The organism is Bifidobacterium sp. LH_230 (genome assembly GCF_056357555.1).
Window position 1 is genome coordinate 94,378 of sequence record NZ_JBKEWJ010000004.1, and the last position, 17,636, is coordinate 112,013.

The 17,636-nt window shown below is 65.5% G+C and carries 14 protein-coding genes and 1 tRNA gene; 14 read left to right on the plus strand and 1 reads right to left on the minus strand.

From position 1 onward, the window contains the following. Positions 1 to 35: 35 nt before the first annotated feature. Positions 36 to 1,523 (minus strand): threonine synthase, encoded by a 1,488-nt coding sequence (gene thrC, locus AC1A0G_RS03185; RefSeq protein WP_476527433.1) that lies wholly within the window; start codon positions 1,521 to 1,523, stop codon positions 36 to 38. A 181-nt stretch (positions 1,524 to 1,704) separates the two neighbouring features. Here thrC and glyA point away from each other — a divergent pair, with 181 nt between their 5' ends. The 14 genes from glyA to AC1A0G_RS03255 all read left to right on the plus strand — a co-directional run bounded on the left by glyA (position 1,705) and on the right by AC1A0G_RS03255 (position 17,595). After that, positions 1,705 to 3,012 carry a serine hydroxymethyltransferase gene (gene glyA / locus AC1A0G_RS03190; protein ID WP_476527434.1) on the plus strand — a complete coding sequence of 436 codons (1,308 nt, stop codon included), beginning with the start codon at positions 1,705 to 1,707 and terminating at the stop codon, positions 3,010 to 3,012. Between the two features lie 251 nt (positions 3,013 to 3,263). After that, positions 3,264 to 4,571, plus strand: coding sequence for a glutamate-5-semialdehyde dehydrogenase (locus AC1A0G_RS03195; protein ID WP_476527435.1), 1,308 nt, complete (start codon positions 3,264 to 3,266; stop codon positions 4,569 to 4,571). Between the two features lie 74 nt (positions 4,572 to 4,645). Further along, a complete protein-coding gene (locus tag AC1A0G_RS03200) occupies positions 4,646 to 5,212 on the plus strand; it encodes a phosphoribosylglycinamide synthetase (RefSeq protein WP_476527515.1) in 567 nt (188 codons plus the stop codon). After that, positions 5,209 to 5,970: a nicotinate-nucleotide adenylyltransferase gene (gene nadD / locus AC1A0G_RS03205; protein ID WP_476527437.1), complete on the plus strand. Its 762-nt coding sequence runs from the start codon at positions 5,209 to 5,211 to the stop codon at positions 5,968 to 5,970. The genes AC1A0G_RS03200 and nadD overlap by 4 nt, the downstream gene beginning before the upstream one ends. Positions 5,971 to 6,139: 169 nt before the next feature. Next, complete coding sequence (locus tag AC1A0G_RS03210; protein WP_163229961.1) at positions 6,140 to 7,162, plus strand: ribose-phosphate diphosphokinase; 1,023 nt, start codon at positions 6,140 to 6,142, stop codon at positions 7,160 to 7,162. Positions 7,163 to 7,228: 66 nt separating this feature from the next. Further along, positions 7,229 to 7,299, plus strand: a tRNA-Gln gene (locus tag AC1A0G_RS03215). 155 nt (positions 7,300 to 7,454) lie between these two features. After that, the gene (gene glmU, locus AC1A0G_RS03220; RefSeq protein ID WP_476527439.1) at positions 7,455 to 8,837 is read left to right on the plus strand and encodes a bifunctional UDP-N-acetylglucosamine diphosphorylase/glucosamine-1-phosphate N-acetyltransferase GlmU; all 1,383 of its coding nucleotides are present in this window, start codon (positions 7,455 to 7,457) and stop codon (positions 8,835 to 8,837) included. Positions 8,838 to 8,938: 101 nt separating this feature from the next. Further along, entirely contained in the window at positions 8,939 to 9,346 is a 408-nt protein-coding gene (gene rsfS / locus AC1A0G_RS03225) for a ribosome silencing factor (protein ID WP_476527441.1), read from the plus strand. 76 nt (positions 9,347 to 9,422) lie between these two features. Next, on the plus strand, positions 9,423 to 10,133 hold the full coding sequence (locus AC1A0G_RS03230) for a histidine phosphatase family protein (RefSeq protein ID WP_476527443.1): 711 nt from the start codon (positions 9,423 to 9,425) through the stop codon (positions 10,131 to 10,133). Between the two features lie 163 nt (positions 10,134 to 10,296). Beyond that, entirely contained in the window at positions 10,297 to 11,562 is a 1,266-nt protein-coding gene (locus AC1A0G_RS03235) for an alpha-amylase family protein (RefSeq protein ID WP_476527445.1), read from the plus strand. A gap of 201 nt (positions 11,563 to 11,763) precedes the next feature. Continuing rightward, positions 11,764 to 13,263: an amino acid permease gene (locus AC1A0G_RS03240; protein ID WP_476527447.1), complete on the plus strand. Its 1,500-nt coding sequence runs from the start codon at positions 11,764 to 11,766 to the stop codon at positions 13,261 to 13,263. 230 nt (positions 13,264 to 13,493) lie between these two features. Further along, a complete protein-coding gene (amrB, locus tag AC1A0G_RS03245; protein WP_476527449.1) occupies positions 13,494 to 15,119 on the plus strand; it encodes an AmmeMemoRadiSam system protein B in 1,626 nt (541 codons plus the stop codon). Next, positions 15,116 to 16,276 (plus strand): AmmeMemoRadiSam system radical SAM enzyme, encoded by a 1,161-nt coding sequence (gene amrS / locus AC1A0G_RS03250; protein ID WP_476527451.1) that lies wholly within the window; start codon positions 15,116 to 15,118, stop codon positions 16,274 to 16,276. The genes amrB and amrS overlap by 4 nt, the downstream gene beginning before the upstream one ends. Positions 16,277 to 16,362: 86 nt before the next feature. Next, entirely contained in the window at positions 16,363 to 17,595 is a 1,233-nt protein-coding gene (locus tag AC1A0G_RS03255) for a hypothetical protein (protein ID WP_476527453.1), read from the plus strand. The last annotated feature ends 41 nt before the right edge of the window (positions 17,596 to 17,636 follow it).

The window sequence follows — 17,636 nt, forward strand, 5'->3', positions numbered from 1 at the left end:
CTTGCACGCCTTCCTCATGCCGGGACGAATCGCGATCACAGCGCCTTGGCGGCGGTCTCCACGAAGCCTTCCATGCCGTCGATCGGCACGACCGTGTCGAACCGCACGTCGGCATGCTCCAAGCCGCGCAATGCGGCCGGGGCCGTGGTGCCGGTCTCGCGCGCGAGCACGTCCATGCAGTCGAAATCGGTGCCGGTCGCGTCGAAGCCGAGCGCCTCGTTGACCGTGCGCGGGAACTTGTACGGGCTGGCGGTCGCGAGGATCACGCGCGGGGTCAGCGGGTCGCGCGGCATCTGCTGCGCCACGAAATACGCGCACGCGGTATGCGGGTCGATCACGTACCGGTTCTTCGTCCAGCAGTCGGCGATCATCTCGCGCACCTGGTCCTCGTTCGCCCAGCCGCAGCCGAACAGCTGGCGCACCTTCGCCAGCAGCGGTTCCGGGACCTCGTACGTGCCCCAGTTCTTCAGATCGTTCATCAGCATCGAGATCAGCCGCGTGTCGCCTTCGGCGAAGTAGTACAGCATGCGTTCGAGGTTCGAGGAGATGAGGATGTCCATCGACGGCGAGATCGTCTGGTAGAACGGGCGCTGGCGGTTGTACGTGCCGGACGTGAGGAAGTCGAACAGCACGTTGTTTTTGTCGCTTGCGACGATCAGGTGCTTAACCGGCAGGCCGAGACGCTTCGCGTAGTAGCCGGCGAGGATGTCGCCGAAGTTGCCGGTCGGCACGACGAACTCGACCTCGTCGCCCACGTTGATGACCTGCTGTTCGAGCAGCTGCGCGTACGCGGAGAAGTAGTAGACGACCTGCGGCACGAGACGGCCCACGTTGATCGAGTTCGCGGACGACAGGACGACGTGCGAGTCGGCGGCGAGACGCTCGGCCAGTTCCTTGTCGCCGAAGATGCGCTTGACCGCGGACTGCGCGTCGTCGAAGTTGCCCTCGACCGCGGCGACGTTCACGTTCGAGCCGGTCTGCGTGGTCATCTGCAGTTCCTGCACTTGGGACACCTTGCCCTGCGGGTAGAACACGGTGATCGCGGTGCCCGGCGCGTCGGCGAACCCGGCCAGCGCGGCCTTGCCCGTGTCGCCGGACGTGGCCGTCAGGATCATGATCTTCTCGTCCTCATCGCCGTCGGCCGGCGTGGTGCGCGCCATGAACCGCGGCAGGATCTGCAGGGCGACGTCCTTGAACGCGGAGGTCGGGCCGTTGAACAGTTCGAGGATGTAGTCGTCGCCGACCGGCTTCAACGGGGTGATCCTCTCGTCGGACCACTGCGCGCCGTACGCGGCGGCGATGCAGTCCTTCAGTTCCTCCTCCCCGAAGTCCGGCAGCAGCGCGTGCAGCACATCGTATGCGATCTCCTGATACCTGCGGCCGGCGAGATTCGCGATGTCGACCGTCGTCTCGCCGAGCGAATCGGTCACGAACAGGCCGCCGTCATCGGCGATTCCTTTGCGGATGGCCTCCTTGGAGGTCAGTGAATCGGTGGTGGAACGCGTGGAATGGAACGTGGTCATGATGCCCTTCGCGAAAGATGACGGATACCGACAATACGGGCAAGTCTACCGTCAGCGGTGGGCAGTCGAGCGGGCAACACGGCGAATATGAGACGCAAACGATTCGTAACACGACACGGTCCTACACTATGCACAACCGCAACCGCGGAAAATCGCAGTACCACCGATTAAAGGAGCGCACATGACTGCTTCGCCGCTCGCCCAGACCCCCACCGACGCGTTCAACGCGCCGATCGCCGACACCGACCCGGAGATCGCCGAGATCCTCACCGCCGAACTGCACCGCCAGCAGGACGGCCTCGAGATGATCGCATCCGAGAACTTCGTGCCGCGCGCCGTCCTGCAGGCGCAGGGCTCCGTCCTGACCAACAAGTACGCCGAAGGCTACCCGGGACGCCGCTACTACGGCGGCTGCGAACAGGTCGACAAGCTCGAAACCATCGCCCGCAACCGCGCCAAGGAACTCTTCGGCGCCGAATACGCGAACGTGCAGCCCCACTCCGGCGCCCAGGCCAACGCCGCCGTCTACCAAGCGCTCGTCAAGCCCGGCGACACCGTCCTCGGCCTCGCCCTCGACCACGGCGGCCACCTCACCCACGGCATGAAGATCAACTTCTCCGGCCGCTTCTACCACGCCGAAGCCTACGGCGTGAACCCCGAAACGTTCCGCATCGACCCCGAGATCATCCGCCAGCGCGCCCTCGAGGTGCACCCGGCCATGATCATCGGCGGCTGGTCCGCGTACCCGCGCATCGAGGACTTCAAGGCCATGAAGGAGATCGCCGACGAGGTCGGCGCCAAGTTCTGGGTCGACATGGCGCACTTCGCCGGCCTTGTTGCCGCGGGCCTGCACCCCAGCCCGGTCCCGTACGCCGACGTCGTCTCCTCCACCGCGCACAAGACCCTCGGCGGCCCGCGCTCCGGCTTCATCCTCGCCAAGGAGGAATACGCGAAGAAGCTCAACTCCGCCGTCTTCCCCGGCCAGCAGGGCGGCCCGCTCATGCACGTCATCGCCGGCAAGGCCGTCAGCTTCAAGGTCGCCGGCACCCCGGAGTTCAAGGACCGCATGCAGCGCACCCTCGACGGCGCCAAGATCCTCGCCGAACGCCTCACCGCCGACGACGTGAAGGCCAACGGCATCTCCGTACTCACCGGCGGCACCGACGTCCACCTCGTCATGGTCGACCTGCGCAACAGCGAAATGGACGGCAAGCAGGGCGAGGACCTTCTCGCCCAGTGCGGCATCACCATCAACCGCAACACCGTGCCGTTCGACCCGCGCCCCGCCTCCATCGCCTCCGGCCTCAGGATCGGCACCAGCGCACTCGCCACCCGCGGCTTCGGACCCAAGGAATACGAGGAGGTCGCCGACATCATCGGCACCGCGCTCGCCGCCGGCCCGTCCGCCGACGTGGATGCGCTCAAGAAGCGCGTCGACAAGCTCGTCGAGGACTTCCCGCTCTACCCGGGCCTCGATCAGGTCCACTGATCAACGGATTCCGCATCCGGCCGATGCCGGCATGAACATGGACCGTACCCGAGCGAACGTTTCGGGTACGGTTCATGTGCTTATCCGCATGAATCGTACTCGAGCGGTGCCTTTCGCGTACGGTTTATGATTGCGCCGTCGTAAACCGTACCCGAACGGCATGGTTCGCGTACGGTTTATGTTCGACGGCGCGTAAACCGTACTGCTGGTAAATGACTGTGACTGACGCCGACTTGCGCTAAGGTGTGGGTATGACGAATAGCGAAGAGGTTCAGGTGCCGCAGACCGTGTTCGACGCGGTATGCACGAAGGCCGACGCCGCGGCCCACGCTCAACGTGCGCTCGCCCAGGCAGATACCGAAGCCAAGAACGAACTGCTCAACGCGATCGCCGACGCGCTCGAGAACCACGCCGACGACATCGCCGGAGCCAACGAACTCGACATGATCGCCTCGCGCGAAGCCGGCATGGACGCCGGCAAACTCGACCGCCTCCAATTCGACGTGCCCCGCATCGCCGCCGCCGCACAGGGCGTGCGCCACGTCGCCACCCTGCCCGACCCCATCGGCGAAATCGTCCGCGGCTACAACCTGCCCAACGGTCTGCGCCTGCAACAGACCCGCGTCCCCCTCGGCGTCATCGGCATGATCTACGAAGCCCGGCCCAACGTCACCGTCGACGTCGCCAGTCTCTGCCTCAAATCCGGCAACGCCGCCATCCTGCGCGGCGGCCACGCAGCCGAACGCACCAACCGGGCCACCCTCGCCATCATCCGCGACGTCATCACGGAACACGGCCTCGACCCCGCCCTCGTCGACACCGTCGACGACTACGGCCGTGACGGCGCCACCGCCATGATGGAGGCCCGCGGCCACATCGACGTCCTCGTGCCACGCGGCGGCGCCGGCCTCATCCAAGCCGTCGTACGCAACTCCAAAGTCCCCGTCATCGAAACCGGAGCCGGCAACGTCCACATCTACATCGACCGATCCGGCGACCTCGACAAAGCCATTCCCATCATCATCAACGCGAAAACCCAACGCGTCGGCGTATGCAACGCCGCCGAAAAGCTCATCATCCACCGCGACGTCGCCGCACAATACCTGCCAGCCATCGCCCGCGCGCTCGCCGAGGCACAGGTCGAACTGCACGCCGACGACACGGCGTACGGCATCATCGACGAGGCCGGCATCGACGGCGTGAACCTGCTCGCCGCCACCGACAAGGACTGGGACACCGAATACCTCGCGCTGACGATGGGCGTCAAGGTCGTGGACTCGCTGGACGAGGCCATCGACCACATCAACGCGCACTCCACCGGCCACACCGAATCGATCATCGCCGAGGACTACTCCGCGATCGAAGAGTTCACGGGCCGCATCGATTCGGCGGTGGTCATGGTCAACGCGTCCACGCGGTTCACCGACGGCGGCGTGTTCGGCTTCGGCGCGGAACTTGGCATCTCCACGCAGAAGATGCATGCGCGCGGGCCGATGGGACTGCGCGAGATGACCACGACGAAATGGATCGGCTACGGCACCGGCCAGGTGAGACGATGAACGAGGAGGGCATCACCGTCATGCAGGAACAGGAGAACGCGGACACCGTCGAGGTGACGACGAACGGTACCGACATGCCGACCACCGAGGACGGCATGCTCGTCAGCAAGCCGCTGCGTCCCGACATCGACCTGACCGACCCGAGGCTCGGCATGAAGATCGCCGCCGAACGACTGAGCATCGTGCGCTACGTGTTCCTCGTACAGATCGAGGACGGCATCGCCTCGGCCGCGCAGCGCGCGTCGCTCGAATACGCGGACGCGGTGCTGATCGGCTGGCCCGACGAGCATTCCGACGATGTCGTCGACCTCAACGCCGACCAGCTGCGCATCGTGCGAGAACAGATGCAGCTCATGGAACAGTACATCGGCAAGTTCTCCGCGATGGAACGTGACGGCGACGTGGACGGCATGACCGACACGCTGATCCGAGTGACCGAGCGCGTCGCCGAAGTACGCCGGCTGTACCAACCCGACTTCGCGTTGCCGACGTTCGCGGAGATCCGTCGCGTCGTGCAGGACGAATGGGACGAGGACATGGGCAAGATCGACCCGCAGGAATCCGACACGACCGCCGGCGAGATCGCCCGCGAGTCGCAGGACGCCGACCGCGAGCAGGACAGTGGGGCGGTGCGCGCATGAGCGGGGGAGCGGAACCGGCGAACAATGTCGTCGAGCCGGCCGTCGCATCGTGCGAGCCGACACGCCGCATGGCCGACCTGTCGCCGGAAAGCGCGGTCGAGAACAGCGTCAACGCCGTCAGTTCGGTGACCGGCACGCCCCGGTGGCGGCTGTCCACGCGCGGCAACCGGCATGCGCGCCCGCGCATCGGCATCATGGGCGGCACGTTCGACCCGATCCACAACGGGCACCTGGTCGCGGCCTCCGAGGTCGCATGGGTGTACGACCTGGACGAGGTAATCTTCGTGCCGACCGGACGGCCCGTGTTCAAGCTCGACAAGAAGGTCACGAACGCGGAGGATCGGTATCTGATGACCGTGATCGCCACCGCGTCGAACCCGAAGTTCACCGTCTCGCGCGTCGACATCGACCGGCCGGGCATCACGTACACGATCGACACGCTGCGCGACATCCGCGCGCAGCATCCGGACGCCGAGCTGTTCTTCATCACCGGCGCGGACGCCGTGGCCGAGATCATGCAGTGGAAGGACGCCGAGCACATGTGGGATCTCGCGCATTTCGTCGCGGTCACCCGTCCCGGTTACTCGTCTCCGGAAGGCGTGCGTCTGCCCGAAGGCAAGGTCGACACGCTGGAGATCCCCGCGCTGGCGATCTCCTCGACCGATGTGCGCCGCCGCGCCGAGCACAACGAGCCGGTGTGGTACCTGGTGCCGGACGGCGTGGTGCAGTACATCGGCAAGCATGGCCTGTACCGGTAGACGGGCGCTACGTTGCCTGTGGGACATCGCGGGACCAACTCATCGACCGCCGCGGTGCCGTTTCGCCTGTCGGACGGATGCCCGAAACCGTGAACACGCGAGTCCGCGCGGTCGGCGCGGACGGTTACTATGAGTGCAGTCACTTCAACGAAGCCGAACGTTTGGAGATATGGTGAGCGCAATCCTTGAAGGAAAGCCCGATAAGAATCTCATCCTGGTGACCGGTCGCACCCATCCGAAGCTGGCGGCGGACGTCGCCGAACAGCTGGGGATCGACGTGCTGGAAACCACCGCATACGATTTCGCGAACGGCGAGATGTATGTGCGATACACCGAATCCGTGCGTGGCGCGGACGTGTTCGTGCTTCAATCTCATGCGCTGCCGGTCAACAAGTCGATCATGGAGCAGCTCATCATGATCGACGCCTTGAAGCGCGCCTCCGCGCGGTCGATTACCGCCGTGTGCCCGCTGCTGGGCTACTCCCGTCAGGACAAGAAGCATCGCGGCCGCGAGCCCATCTCCTGCCGTCTGGTGTTCGACCTGCTCAAGACCGCCGGTGCCGACCGCATCATGAGCGTCGACCTGCACGCCGCGCAGTCGCAGGGCTTCTTCGACGGCCCGGTCGACCATCTGATCGCCATGCCGGTGCTCGTGGACTACATCCGCGACCGGTTCTCCAACCAGCTCGACAACGTCACCGTCGTCTCCCCGGACGCCGGCCGCATCCGCGTGGCCGAGCAGTGGGCGCAGCGTCTCGGCGGCGGTCCGCTCGCGTTCGTGCACAAGACGCGCGACATCACCCGTCCGAACCAGGCCGTCGCCAACCGCGTGGTCGGCGACGTGGCCGGTAAGGACTGCGTGCTCGTCGACGATCTGATCGACACCGCCGGCACGATCGCCGGGGCCTGCCACGTGCTCGCCGACGCTGGCGCGAAGTCGGTGACCGTGGTCGCCACGCACGGCGTGCTTTCCGGCCCGGCCATCGAACGGCTCAAGGGATGCGGCGCGCGCGAAGTCGTGCTCACCGACACCGTGCCGATTCCGGAGGAGAAGCGCTGGGACGGTCTGACCGTGCTGTCGATTGCGCCGCTGCTGGCCAGCGCCATCCGCGCCGTGTTCGAGGACGGTTCCGTGGCCGAGCTGTTCGACACGTATCCGGAGCACCACGGACAGGGATTCCTGTTCGCGTGAGCCGCGACACGCTGAGGCGTGAACATATGGCATAATAAACACTTGGCGGAAATACGTTTCCGCCGGTCCCCCATGGTGTAATGGCAGCACACGGGTCTTTGGAACCCTTTGTCTTGGTTCGAGTCCAGGTGGGGGAACGCAACAGTCGCCCGACGGCGTGATTCGCGGAAAGCCGCGGCTCGCGGTCGGGCGTTTTCATTCGGCCGATTATCGTCACCGAATCCACACAATTGCATGTCCAATATGTGAGACAGGTGACGGCGGACGAATCAAACAGAATGGGAGATTCCCGATGGCCCTTTCCGCCGCAATCATCCTCGCCGCAGGTGAAGGCACCCGCATGCGTTCCGCCAACCCCAAGGTGCTGCACACCTTCGCCGGCAAGACGTTCCTCAACCGCGTCATGGACTCCGTCGCCGCGCTCGACCCGGCCACGCTCGCCGTGGTCGTCCACTACCAGGCCGAACGCGTCGCCGCAGCCGCCCGTTCGTACCATCCGGACGTCGAGATCGTCAACCAGGACGACATCCCCGGCACCGGCCGCGCCGTGCAGTGCGCGATGGCACAGCTGACCGCCGAGCACAAGCTCGACGGCTACGTGCTCATCGCCGCGTCCGACATGCCGCTGCTCGACGCCGAGACGCTGCGCGGTCTGGTCGCCTTTCACGAGGCCAGCGGCAACGGGGCGACCGTGCTCACCACCATCCTCGACGACCCGACCGGCTACGGCCGCATCATCCGCGACCGCGACGGCCACGTGCTGCGCATCGTCGAACAGCGCGACGCCAACCGCAGCGAACTGGCGGTGCAGGAAGTGAACACGTCCGTGTACGTGTTCGACGCCGCCGTGCTCGCCAAGGCCATCGCCGGCCTCAAGAACAACAACTCGCAGGGCGAGTTCTACCTGACCGACGCGCTCGAGACCGCCAAGGAGGAAGGCAACGTCGGCGCGTTCGCCGCGCCCGATCCCTTAAGCGTCGAAGGCGTGAACGACCGCGTGCAGCTCGCCGCCCTGTCGCGCGAGCACAACCGCCGCGTGTGCGAGGCGTGGATGCGCTCCGGCGTGACCATCCTCGACCCCAGCACCACGTGGATCGAGGACGACGTCGTGCTCTCGCGCGACGTGACCGTGCTGCCCGGCAGCTTCCTGCAGGGTCACACGACGGTCGGCGAGGCCGCCGTGATCGGGCCCTACACGACGCTCATTGACGCGACCGTCGACGCCGAGGCCGTGGTCGAACGCTCCCGCGTGCAGGAGACGCACATCGGCCGCGCCGCCAACATCGGCCCGTGGACGTACCTGCGCCCCGGCAACGAGCTCGGCGAGGAATCCAAGGCCGGCGCGTTCGTCGAAATGAAGAAGGCGCACATCGGCAACGGCACCAAGGTGCCGCACCTGAGCTACATGGGCGACGCGACGCTCGGCGACCACACCAACATCGGCGGCGGCACCATCACCGCCAACTATGACGGCGTGCACAAGAACAAGACCCATATCGGAGCCGGCTCGCACATCGGCGCCGGCAACCTGTTCGTCGCGCCCGTCGAGGTCGGCGACAACGTGACCTCCGGCGCCGGCTCGGTGATCCGCCACGACGTGCCCAGCGACACGATGGTCTATTCCGAGAACACGCAGCACAACGTCGAGGGCTGGAAGCCCAAGTGGGAACGCTGACGGCCATCCGGCCGATGCCGTGCGGCTTGGCCTGACCGGCCGCACGGCGACAATCCCACCATCCGTCATCCAGACAGACAACACGTAAGGAGAACAGCAACGTGACCGCAGCCCAGAACTCCATCGACGCGATCCGCATCGCAGCTGAGGCAGCCGACCGCCTCAAGGCCACCGACATCGTCGCCTACGACGTGAGCGACCTGCTCGGCATCACCGACCTCATGCTCATCGCCACCGCATCGAACGAACGTCAGGTGCTCGCCGTCGCCCAGGAGGTCGAAAAGGACCTGTACCTCAAGTGCGACAAGCGCCAACCGCGCTCGCGCGAAGGCCTGACCGAGGCGCAGTGGGTGCTGCTTGACTACGGCGACTACATCATCCACGTCATGCACGAGGAGGCCCGTGAGTTCTACCGTCTCGACCGTCTGTGGCGCGACTGCCCGACCGTCGACCTCGGACTCGCGCATCCCGAGGAAAGCAAGACGGAGACAACGGAATCGGAAGACTGACCGTCATGTGCCGACGTGATGCGTCATGCCGGCGCACGGGTCAATTGTTCGTCCATCATCAAGGGGAGGTAACCGGATGAGCGCAACCGAGCATGTCCGTTCGATCACGCTGGTACGCCACGGCCGCACGTCATACAACGTCCGCCACTGTTTCCAAGGCCAGATCGACATCCCGCTCGACGAGGTCGGTCGCTGGCAGGTCGAACAGACCGGCGCCGCGCTGAAGTCGCTGTATGTCGACGGTCAGCCGGACGGCCGCAAGCAGCTGGTCGTCGCCTCCGACCTGAGCCGTGCCGCGGCCACCGCCCACGCGTTCGCCGATCCGCTCGGTCTTGACGTCCATCTCGACGAGCGCGTACGCGAACGCAACTTCGGCCAGTGGGAAGGCATGGAGGTCGCCGAGATCGCCCAGCAGTACCCGGACGCCTACCGGTCGTGGGCCGAATTCCGCGGCGGCGAGCTCGAATACGGTTGCGAACCCAAGGAACACGTCGGCGCCCGCGGCGTCGCGGCATTGGACGACTGGGCGCACCGCGCCGGCGACGACACCGACCTGTTCGTCTTCTCGCACGGCTCGTGCATCATGCAGACCACGATCATGCTGCTGGGTCTCGATCGGGTGCACCCCGAGTTCACCGACGTCGTGTCGATGCGCAACGCCCACTGGGCGCGGTTTGTGCCGGTCGACATGCCCGACGGCACGCTGCGCTGGCGGCTCATGGACTACAACCACGGACCGGCGGCCGCCGATACCGACCAGTGGGAACATCCGGCGATCGCGGACTGATCGCGCCGACGGAATGGACACCCGTTTGATTCCGATCGACGGTGACCTCGTCATATCCGGTACCTGACAGCCGATACCTGACGTGACAGGCGGAAGCGTAAACTCCATGCCACGGACGTATGCTGGAACCGATGGCATTCACCCGACGGCAAGGAGTGACGCGATGACCAACGATCCGAACCTCAACACGATCTGGTGGCAGATCTACCCGCTCGGCTTCACCGGAGCGCCGATCCGCCCGCAATCCGACGCGGAGCGCGCGCTCACGCCACGCCTCGACATGATCACCTCGTGGCTCGACTACCTCATCGACCTCGGCGCGAACGGCCTGATACTCAACCCGATCTTCGCATCCACCAGCCACGGCTACGACACCACCGACTACTACCGCATCGACCCGCGACTCGGCGACGACGCAGTGTTCGACCGGCTCGTCGCCGCATGCCACGAACGCGGCATCCGCCTCATGCTCGACGGCGTCTTCAACCACATCGGCCGCGAATCGGCCCTGTTCCAACGCGCGCTCGCCGGCAACGACCCGGACTCCGAACGCATGTTCCGCATCGAACGCGACGCAACAAGCGGCAACGTGACCGATTACGCGAAATTCGAAGGCAACGGCGACCTTCCCGCCTTCAACCATGACGAGCCGGCCGTGGCCCATCTCGTCACCGACGTGATGCTCCACTGGATGCGCCGCGGTGTCGACGCATGGCGGCTCGACGCGGCCTACGCCGTGCCGCCCGCGTTCTGGACGCGCGTGCTGCCCGAGGTACGCCGCGAATTCCCGCACACGTGGATCATGGGCGAGGTCATCCACGGCGACTATCCGGCGATCGTGCGCGACTCCGGCATGGACTCGATCACCCAATACGAGCTGTGGAAGGCGATCTGGAGCTCGATCAAATCCGGCAACTTCTGGGAACTCGACTGGAGCCTCAAACGGCACAACGAATTCATGCGCGCGTTCACGCCGCTCACGTTCGTCGGCAACCACGACGTGACCCGCATCGTCAGCCAGATCGGCGAAGCGGAGGCGGCGCTCGCCATGACCGTGCTGTTCACGGTCGGCGGCGTGCCGAGCGTCTACTACGGCGACGAACAGGCGTGGCGCGGCGTGAAGGCCGACACGATGGGCGGCGACGACGCGGTGCGCCCGATGTTCCCCGCCACGCGCTACGGACTGGGCGGTGACGGAGCGTGGATGTTCCGTCTGATCCAAGGTCTGATCTCGATCCGCCGTCGCAACCCGTGGATGGCTCGGGCCGTGACCGAACCGACGCACGTGAGCAACCGCGCATACTCGTACGACGTGGTCGGCACCGGCGAGGACGCGGGACGGCGGCTGCACGTCGATCTGCGGCTGGGGGAACGGCCGACCGCCGACATCAGCGAGCACGACGTGAACCTCTACCACGTCGAACACTAGCTGGGCTTAATGTGATGGGTTTGACGCTCCCTCAGTCAGCCTACGGCTGACAGCTCCCTCAGCCGAGGGAGCCGAGAATAAAAAACGTATCACATTAAGCCCGACAAAAAGCACTAGGGGCGGTCCGCTGGTCAGACCGACTCGTATACTGTTCTGGGCCGTTTTGACGGCCGTCATCGTCCCGACAGCAGAGAGAACAGCATGAGCCAGTCCGACACTGACACTTCCGCCGAACCGATCTCGGATGCTTCGGCACAGCAGCCGACGCCCGCAGACACCGACGTATCCGCCAACCGCAAGCACGCGCTGCATACGAACTTGAAGCGCGGCATGGAATCACGGCATCTGCAGATGATCTCCCTCGGCGGCGTCATCGGCACCGGCCTGTTCCTCAGCTCCGGCTACACCATCCAGCAGGCCGGGCCGATCGGCACGATCCTCGCATACGCCATCGGCGCGCTCATCGTGTACCTCGTCATGCTCACACTCGGCGAACTATCCGTCGCCATGCCCGTCACCGGCTCGTTCCACGTCTACGCCGAACGGTTCATCGGCCCGGGCACCGGCTTCGTCATCGCCATCCAATACTGGCTGACATGGACGGTCGCGCTCGGCTCCGAATTCACCGCCGCCGGCCTGCTCATGCAACGCTGGTTCCCGCACACGCCCACCTGGATATGGTCGGCCGCATGCATCGCGCTCATCTTCACCGCGAACGCGCTGTCGGTACGGTTCTTCGCCGAAGCGGAATTCATCTTCGCATCCATCAAGGTGTTCGCGATCTGCGCGTTCATCGTCATTGGCCTGCTCGCCATCTTCGGCGCGGTGCCGATCGCCGGGTACGACCATGCGCCCCTGTTCGGCAACCTCGTCAAGGACGGTATCTTCCCGAACGGGTTCATGCCCGTGTTCGCCACGATCCTCACCGTCAACTTCGCGTTCTCCGGCACCGAACTGATCGGCGTGACCGCCGGCGAGACGCGCGACCCGGAAACCGCCGTGCCCAAGGCCATCCACACCACGCTGTGGCGTCTCGTCCTGTTCTTCATCGGCTCGATCGTGGTCATGTGCGCGCTCATCCCGTGGCGCGAGGCCGGCGTGGGCGAAAGCCCGTTCGTGCTCGTGTTCAACTCCATCGGCATCCCGTACGCGGCCGACATCATGAACTTCGTGGTGCTCACGGCCGTGCTGTCCGCATCCAACTCCGGCCTGTACGCCTCCACGCGCATGGTGTGGTCGATGGGAAACGAGGGCATGATCCCGCGCTGGTTCGCCAAAACCAACCGCCGCGGCGTGCCGATGCTCGCCCTGTGCGCGGCGATGGCCGGCGGTTTGCTGGCTCTCCTGTCCTCCGTGATCGCCGCATCCACCGTGTATCTGGTACTCGTGGCGCTGTCGGGTTTGTCGGCCGTGGTTGTGTGGATCGCCATCGCCTACTGCCAGATCGTGTTCCGTCGCCGCTGGCTCGCCTCCGGTCACACCGTCGACGAGCTCAAGTACCGCACGCCCGGCTACCCGTACGTGTCGTGGGGCGCGTTCATCCTGTGCACCGCCTCGTTCCTGCTCGTGTTCTTCGACAAGGAGCAGCGGTTCGCGCTCGTGGCCGAGCTGGTGTTCATCGTGGTCTGCTACGCGGCCTACTACGTGCAGGCGTGGTGGCGCAAACGGCATCCGGCGGAACCCGAGCTGCAATTGCCGTAGGCGCTTAGGCGGTGGTTCGACGATCGAGAGGCGAAAATCATATCTTGCATGAGTCAGTTCGACGATCGAGAGGCTGCACGTCGTTCAAATCGACTTATCGTTTGACGGGAAACCGCGATATGGCGTCACGAATCCGTCTCTGATGGCGATCCGTTTGCCTCTCGATCGTCAGACTGACCCGTGCGCAAGCTCCAAACAGCCTCTCGATCGTCAAACACCAGGCGACTATCATGGAACACGAAGAGGTGGTTGCCATGATGAGGTTGTTCCACAATGGATTCGGCGGCGACGGCGGCGATGATGCCGTCCGCACCCTGCCCGAGCCGACATACATCCGTCCGGCCGCAGTGGCCGGCGCGTTCTACCCGTCCGACCCCGACGAACTGCGCGCGATAATCGACCGGCAGTTGGATTACGCCCGCGCACTATTGCATGATTCCGGATTCGAGCAACGGCTGCCGCAGGGCGCGCCCAAAGCGGTGATCGTGCCCCACGCCGGATACGTGTATTCCGGCACGACCGCCGCGCTCGCCTACGCGCTGCTCGAACGCGGCCGCGGCATCATCAGGCGCGCCATAATCATTGGCCCCACGCACCGCGTCGCCGTGCGCGGCGTGGCATGCCCGTCCGCATCCGCGTTCCGGACGCCGCTCGGCACCGTGCCGGTCGACCGGGATGCCGAACGTCGGGCGCTCGAGACGGTACCCGCCTTAAGCGTCAACGACGCGACGCACGCGCGCGAGCACGCGGTGGAGGTGCAGATCCCGTTCCTGCAGCGCGTATTCGGCGATGACCTGACCATCGTGCCGCTCAATGCGGGCGATGCGACCCCGACCGAGGTCGGCAACGTGATTCAGGCCTTGTGGGGCGGTCCGGAGACGGTGATCGTGATCAGCTCCGACCTGTCGCATTACCATCCCGAGTCGGTCGCTCGAACCTTGGACGACGAGACCATCGCCAGCATCGTGCCACTGAGTGAACCGACGATTCGCCCGAACCGTGCATGCGGCGCGTATCCGATCAACGGGTTGCTGGCCGCCGCACGGGCGAAGACCGTGCCGCTGCGCTTCCTCGGCTGCTCGACCTCGGGCGATGACGGTGAGGTGGCGCTCGCCGCCGCCGACGGCCGGCACGCGGATCGGCCACCGATGCGCGACCCCGATACGCCGGTGGTCGGCTACGCGTCGTTCGCCGCATGGGAACACGACACGAAGACCCGCGAAACGATGCGGGCCGAAGCGAACAGTCGGCGCGTAGTCGACCGTGCCACCAACCTGCCGGACCATGCCGACACGGTGCTGCCGCGTCTGGCCCGGGCCTCGCTCGAACAGTATCTCGGTCTCGCCAAGCCCGGCGATCCCACGCCGGCCGACATCGTCGCCGCACATCCTGAGCTGAACCACACCGGCGCAAGCTTCGTCACCCTGACCGAACATGGGCGGCTACGCGGCTGCATCGGCACGATCGAGGCCTATCGCCCGCTCGGCCGCGATATCGCCGAACACGCCATCGACGCCGCCGTACGCGACCCGCGGTTCAAGCCGCTCGCCGCCTCGGAATACCCGGACATCAGCGTCGAAGTATCGATGTTGTCCGAGCCGGAACCGATGCACGTGTCGTCCCGCGCCGCCCTGGAAGCGATGCTCAAGCCTGGCCGTGACGGGCTCATCATCGATGACGGTCTCGGCCACCGCGCCACCTTCCTGCCGCAGGTATGGGCCGAACTGCCGGACAGCCACGAGTTCGTCGGCCACCTGCTGCGCAAGGCCGGACTGCCGGCATCCCACGATTGGCGGGACGGCAGTGTGACCTGTCAGCGGTACACCGTCACCGCGTTCGGGGAGGAGCCCCGATGACTTCGAATGTGGCGGCGCCGGCATCGTTGGAGGAAACGGCACGGGACAACGCGGCGACTGCGTCAACGCATGACGCACCGGCACAGCGCTCGCCAGCGGTCGGCCGCTGGCAGCACAGGCTTGCGGACGGCCGCGTGCAATGCGACCTGTGCCCGCGCCACTGCACGCTGCGCGACGGCCAGCGCGGCTTCTGCTTCGTACGCGCCAACCACCACGGCACGATCATGCTCGACACGTACGGCCGCAGCTCCGGCTTCGCGATGGACCCGGTCGAAAAGAAGCCGCTCAACCATTTCTATCCGGGGAGCGCGGTGCTGAGCTTCGGCACGGCCGGCTGCAACAGCGCCTGCCGTTACTGCCAGAACTGGTCGATCTCCGCCTCCCGCCAATGGGACACGCTCGCCGTCGAGGCCTCACCAGAGAAGATCGCCGCCGTCGCGAAGGATTACGGCGCACGGTCGGTCGCGTTCACCTACAACGATCCGATCATCTTCGCCGAATACGCGATCGACACCGCGCAGGCCTGTCACGAACAAGGCCTCGACACGATCGCCGTCACCGCAGGGTACATGGCCGCCGCGGCACGCGCCGACTTCTATCGGGTCATGGGCGCGGCGAACATCGACCTCAAGGGCTTCACCGAGGACTTCTACCGTGCCGTCACCGGCACCCATCTGCGCGACGTGCTCGACACGATCGAATACGTATGCAACGACACGGACACGTGGGTCGAGCTGACGACGCTGCTCATCCCCGGCTACAACGACGACGATACGCAGCTGCATGCCGAATGCGCATGGATACGTGATCATTGCGGCCCTGACGTCCCGTTGCACTTCTCCGCGTTCCATCCGGACTACAAGATGCGCGACGTGCCGGCCACGCCGCTGGCCACGCTCGTGCATGCGCGCGAAATCGCGATCAGGGAGGGGCTGCGTTTCGTCTACACCGGCAATGTCGTCAACCGCGAAGGTGACACGACGTTCTGCCCCGTATGCGGCGCGGCGCTTATCGTGCGCGACTGGTACGACATCGACCAGTATCGGCTGACGGCGGACGGATGCTGCCCGGACTGCGGATGTGCGATCGCCGGCCGATGGGCGAGGCAAGGTGCCGGCGATTTCGGCCGGCAGCGTTGGCGTGTACCCGTTTCGTGAAGATTTTGCCGGGATGCTGTGATGGTTATGTTGTTTTCACCGAAGGCTCAGCGCGTTGCCAAGAAAACTCGCTATTGTTGCGTCGCGTGAAGAATTTTTTCGAGGGTATTTCCATTACCTCGCTGATTGCGGGCGCGCTGGCTGCGGTCACGTCGTTCCTGCTGTCGGCGAAGATCGGCATGGCCGGTTCGGTGATCGGCGTGGCGATAGGTTCGATCGTGTCCGCGGTCGCCTCGCAGATCTACAAGAACGTGCTCAAGGCGTCCGGCGAGAAACTGCAGGATGTGACCGGCGTCGGTTCGGGATCGTCGGATACGCCGGATGATGCGGCGAAGAGCGCGACGGCGGATGATGCGACCCGGGTGATCGGGGATGCGACCACGGTGCTTGCGCCGGGAGCGTTGGATCTGTCGAACGCGGCAGACGGCGCGCATGTCGGGCGGGTCATCAGTTCCGCCGATCCGACCGGTGAGTCCGTGGCGGATGATGACGCAACGCGGGTGTTCGGCGACCTGACGATGGCGGGAAGTCGAACGGCTGGTTCCGCTTCGGCTCGTTCCATCGCATCGAACGGGGCGACTGGCGGAAGTCGGACGATATCCGGTCATGCCGGCGGCCATGTGTCACAGACGGCGTTGGCGACGACCAACAAGCAGAAGCGCATCGCGATCGTGGTCGCGGTCGTCAGCGCCTTGGTCGCGGTTGCGGCGACGGCCGGCGTCATCATGCTGGTCACCCAAGGCAAGGGCACCGATTCCGTGGTCCGCGACTGGGTGAACACGACGCAAACGCCGACCCAGCAGCAGACTCCCGACGACTCGACCGATCAACGGCCGGACAAGGGGCCGGATGACGCCAACACCGGCACACAGAACGGCGATGACACCACGAACGACACCACGACGAACAGCGGAACCGACGATTCCTCGGTGAACGGCGGCACGGACGGCGGCAGCACGTCGGACGGTTCGACTTCCGGCACCAGCGGCAGCGGAACCGCATCCGGTTCGTCCTCCGATTCCACCACATCCGGTTCGACCGGTTCGACCGGCTCAAGTGATTCGAACAGTGGCAGCACCAGCGGATCAACCGGCTCCGGAACCGGTTCCTCGGGTTCCACCGGTTCTTCGGATTCCGGAACGAGCAGCGGATCATCCAGCGATTCGTCAAGCTCCACGACCACCGGAGGATCGTCATCGGGCACGTCATCCGACAGCTCGTCCTCGTCGTCCGGATCTACCGACGGCAGCTCGGGCTCCTCTTCGGATTCTAGCTCCGGCAGCACCGGCTCGTCCTCCTCGTCGAGCAGCGGCCAGTGATGGTATTCCGGCCCCGCGTAATCGGGGCATAATCGGGGTGT